This window comes from Campylobacter sp. BCW_6464 (assembly GCF_001762775.1).
Taxonomy (GTDB): domain Bacteria; phylum Campylobacterota; class Campylobacteria; order Campylobacterales; family Campylobacteraceae; genus Campylobacter_D; species Campylobacter_D jejuni.
On record NZ_MJXM01000060.1, the window covers coordinates 1 to 4,525 of the forward strand.

Consider the following 4,525-nt stretch of genomic DNA (forward strand, 5'->3'; position numbering starts at 1 on the left):
GAAATCTTAGCTCCTAAATTTTACAACAAATACAAAGATTTAGAAGTTGAGATTGATGATAAGGGCAATGTGCTTAGGTGGATAGGAGAGATTAATAGAGAGACAAAAAATATTAGCAAATAAAAAATGATATAATAATACTTTATATAAGGAATCTTTTATGTTTATAAGTTCTAAAACAGAGTTAATTCAAACTATTAAAAATTTAACAATCAACAATAAAGAAGTTAAACAGATTGATTTTGTTTATCCTAATTTTTCTATTTTACACGCTATATTAAAAAATATTGATTTTCATCAAAGAAAAATGCTATCTAAAAATCAAATATTGACTATGGAAATACTAGAAATTTTAAAACAAACTTGTGATAATCACAATAATATAGAAATAAATATCCATACCCTTAATGAGCTTGATGCTGGACAAAATGTAAATTTAAAAGATTTATCAAGCAGTGAAATTTGCACTAAAGTTTATTTAGAAGACTTAGAAGAAGAAATTCAAGACAAGAAACAAGGTAAAGATTTTAATCTTTTTTATCATACAGATAAAAATAATCTTTGTATCGAATTTATCAATACTTTAAAAGAACTAGCTAAAGATTCTGAAGATATAACAACCTTAGACGAGTTAATCGAAAACATTGATCCTGATGATATAAGCAGTGAGAAATTTGATGATTTTAAGAAAAAAGTTTTAGAAAAGATTGGAAATGTCATAGAATCGGATTTTTTCAAAAATAGCATAAGTCCCACTTTAAAAAATACTTATGAAAAATTTATCAATGAGTTGTTAGAACACATTAAAAAACTTGCCGAAGAAAAAGAATATGAAAAAATTAAAATCATACTAAGTGCTATAGCGGGTGTTGCAATAGCCACAGTGGTAGCTGTTCTTACAGGTGGGACAGGATTAGCTATTTCGGCTGCTGGTTTATTTTCTTTAATGGGTTCTGCAAGCGAGTATTATGAATTTGCTCAAAGAGATTATGGCACACTTTTAACGACTTTAGCCGCATTTTTAGCCACTAGATGTGCTATGTTTATTCATTATATTAATTCTCGCTTGTTATCTTGTGTTTTAATTATTAATAAAAAAGAAATTATTGATTTAAGTGGTTTTGGATTATATCTTGGAAGTGATGAAAGCAATATCGCTTCGAATTTGGCTTATAAAATCACTTTAAGCGAAGAAATAAAAAGCATTGAAAATATTTTTAGTGAAATCTTTTTAAACCCAGAACAAAAAGACAAGGGATATAAAAATACACCCAATGATTCAAAATCGAGCAATTTACCCGCTTTCATTTCAACGCAAAAATTATCTAATTTGTATTTAAAAAACAATGCTATTTTAAAGAATTTGCAAGAAGATATTAAACAATTTATTTATTTTTCCTATATAGAAAGTCCAAATTTTAACTCAAGTAAACTAGCTGAATTTTTCGCACAAAAAAATCAAAATGCACAAATAGGTTTAAATACAACTAAAATGAGTAAAAATTATTTGATTATTTCAAATATCCCCAATAAATACAATGCAGGACTTAGTGAAAGTTTAACTCAAGAAATCGCCAACTATAATATACAAGATAAATACAGAAGAATTAAAAAAAATATTGATACTTCAAAAAAAACTTATGACAGCACAAGAGATTATAGCGAATATAGCATAGAAATGCCACAAGATGAAAATGAACCTTATATTTTACAATTAAGCCCTTTTGTGAAAATATCCAAAGAAGCTTATGAGAATAGTAAAAAAGCTTATGAAGATATGCAAAAGGTTTATAAATATTTAACAAATTTTGTTGCTACACCGCAGAAGCTACCAGAATTCGCAAAAACAGCTAAAGAAAAATTAGCAATATCAGAAAATGAGCCAATGATAGAAATAGTAAAAAAGACGGAAAATTTACGACATTGCGAACGAATAAACATTTTAGCTTATATTGACTACAATAAAAAAATAAATGATAAAAAATGGCTTCCTTATTTTTATATCAAAAAATTCTTTAAACAAAACGAAGCCAAAGAATCCATCATAGAAAAAGAAAAGAAGATAGCTCATCAATATTTAACTTTTTTGAAAAAAGAGTTTTTTGAAAAATCGGATAAATCTTCATTTGGGAACTATTCTTTAATGGAATGTTTATTTATTTCATTTGTCTTGTATCAAGCTAAGCTTATTTTTCCAAATATCAATTTGGATTTGAAAAAATATGGAGGCAGTAATTTTGTATATATAAAATACTTAGAGGAAACTTATGTTTTATGGACAGATGAATGTCCAATATATGTAAATAATGAGCCAACAAATATTACAGCATATGAAGTTGTATCGCAATTATTAAAAATACTTGACAAAAAAGATTATTCTTTTGTGGAAAATGATAATTCGATAACTATAGATGATTTTTTTAATGAATTATCAAAAGATTTAGATACAACAAATACATTAGATAAAAAAATAATCAAATTAAAGCAAATGTATCATTTAGATGAACAAAAATGCATTAAAGAATTTATGAATTTAGACGAAGAAACGCAACGAGCTTTTGTTGCATGGATGGATATAGAGAAACAAATATCAGATTTATCAAAGCTTTTGGAACAGATGTATGGAAAAGAATATTTAAATAAGGCAAAAGAACAAAAAACAACTGAAATATTTACTTATGCAATGTTAAAAATTTTATTAAGTGCTAGTCCTTTTATCAGCTTTACAGCTCAAATGTTGTGGGATTTTAATTTTTTAAAAACAATAGAATATGTTATTCAAGCTTGTATTAAAATAAACAAAGAAGGATTTAAAGAATTTTTTAAAGAACAGCTTGGTATTTTTGCACCTCCAAAAAAGAATAGTATATATCATATACACATAAAATCTAATTTAATAATAAAAGCACGCTTGCAGCAAATAGAAAAAGAATTAATTCATACTAAAATCCAAATGATTTTAGCACAAGAGATAAAATCCAATTTAATAATACAAAAAAATACATCCGGTTTAAATCTATTTATCACAAAGATAAAAGAATACTTTAATGAAAAACAAATTAAGATTTATTGGAGTGATAAATATATGAAACAATTATTTATATACTCTAATCAAGAAAGCAATATATCTAAAATTGCTCTTATGCATAGCATGGATATACAAACTCAAAAATATACTATTTATACTTATGCTAAGCTAAATAAACTTGACCTTGCTTCTATTGTGACTGGAGAATTTGTGGGTATTTTTTTAAATTATCTCTTTCCAACAAATTTTAAAGCCCTACAAGAACAATATGAAAGCATTGTTTATCAGCTTTACACCTTTAAAGATGATTCTCCTTTAGCGGTTATAAGAGATCATTTTGTAACTTATCCTTTTGCAATCAATTCGAAATTCATTAGCTTTGATTTAAAGAAAATTTTTTATGGCATAGATCTTTGCACAGGAGTTTTTGACACTCATTTTTCCTTTCATTATGAAATAGATCAAAAGCTTGAAGAAAATAAAGAATTTCTTTTAAAAAGACTTTTATCTTATTTGATTATTGATGAGAAAAGATCCGCTTTAAGGATAACAAAAGATGAAAATGAAACTATACAAGAAAGAGATGATTATACTTTTTTTAATCAAAGTTTAAATAGTATAGAACTCATTAAATCTGAAATTTATATCCTAAAAAACACTACATTAGAAAAGTATTATAAAGAAGTTAATGATGAAATCAATTTAACAGCCATTCAAGCTTACAATGAAGCTTTACAAATTTTACAAGATTTTGCTAATGGAATTTACAATACAAGTAAAGATAAAACAGGAAGATATATAGAAGATAAAAATAAAACCAGAAGATTACTAGAAAAACTCAATATCATAGGACAAAACAATCTTAAGGCTATGTATATAGGGATAAATGAAAATAAAGAAAGCTTGAAAGCTATAGACAAAAGAGAAAATAACACTAGCAAGGCAAGTGCAAATACTGATATCACATCAGAAACAAAAACTCCGCCTAATTTCATAGGCAGACTAGCTACTACCATAATCATAGAAGATGGTTTATACATGGGTTAAATTAAGAAAGGATAGATAATGAGTGAAACTTATGAGATTTATACACCCAATGGGTTAACATTAGATGTGGAAAAAGATACCAATAAAATACTCTTTAAAGAAAATATTAAGCCCACAGGCAACTATACCGAAGAATATTCCAAAGCGGTTTTTAAATCTTATCATATTATGAAAAACTCCCCCTACAAAGACTATAAACCCCAATACCTAGATCCTAACTTTTATACAGGACAAAGTTCTACTTTACTTGAATTTAAAGATTGGCAAAGTATATATTTAAAAGATCCTATCAAAGGAGCTATAGCTCCTTGGACTAAAGCAGAAAAAGCTTATTATCATTCTTTAAAAACCAAAAGAGAAAGATATAAATATTTAGCAATAAGAAGTGGATTAAGATCTGTGGTTATAGATATACCCTATGATGCTTATGCTAATGTAGATGAAAAAGGA

Annotated in this window: 1 protein-coding gene and 1 pseudogene; both read left to right on the forward strand. The window is 26.3% G+C overall.

Going from position 1 to position 4,525, the window contains the following annotated elements; all coding sequences use genetic code 11:
• Positions 1-160 precede the first annotated feature (160 nt).
• The gene (locus AJ885_RS07420; RefSeq protein ID WP_070281017.1) at positions 161-4,075 is read left to right on the forward strand and encodes a hypothetical protein; all 3,915 of its coding nucleotides are present in this window, start codon (positions 161-163) and stop codon (positions 4,073-4,075) included.
• 18 nt (positions 4,076-4,093) lie between these two features.
• Positions 4,094-4,525: pseudogene (locus AJ885_RS07425) on the forward strand (hypothetical protein); the annotation flags it as partial.

Excerpts from the sequence above, each read along its gene's own strand:
- AJ885_RS07420 (WP_070281017.1), top strand. The coding sequence starts at position 161 with ATGTTTATAAGTTCTAAAACAGAGTTAATTCAAACTATTAAAAATTTA.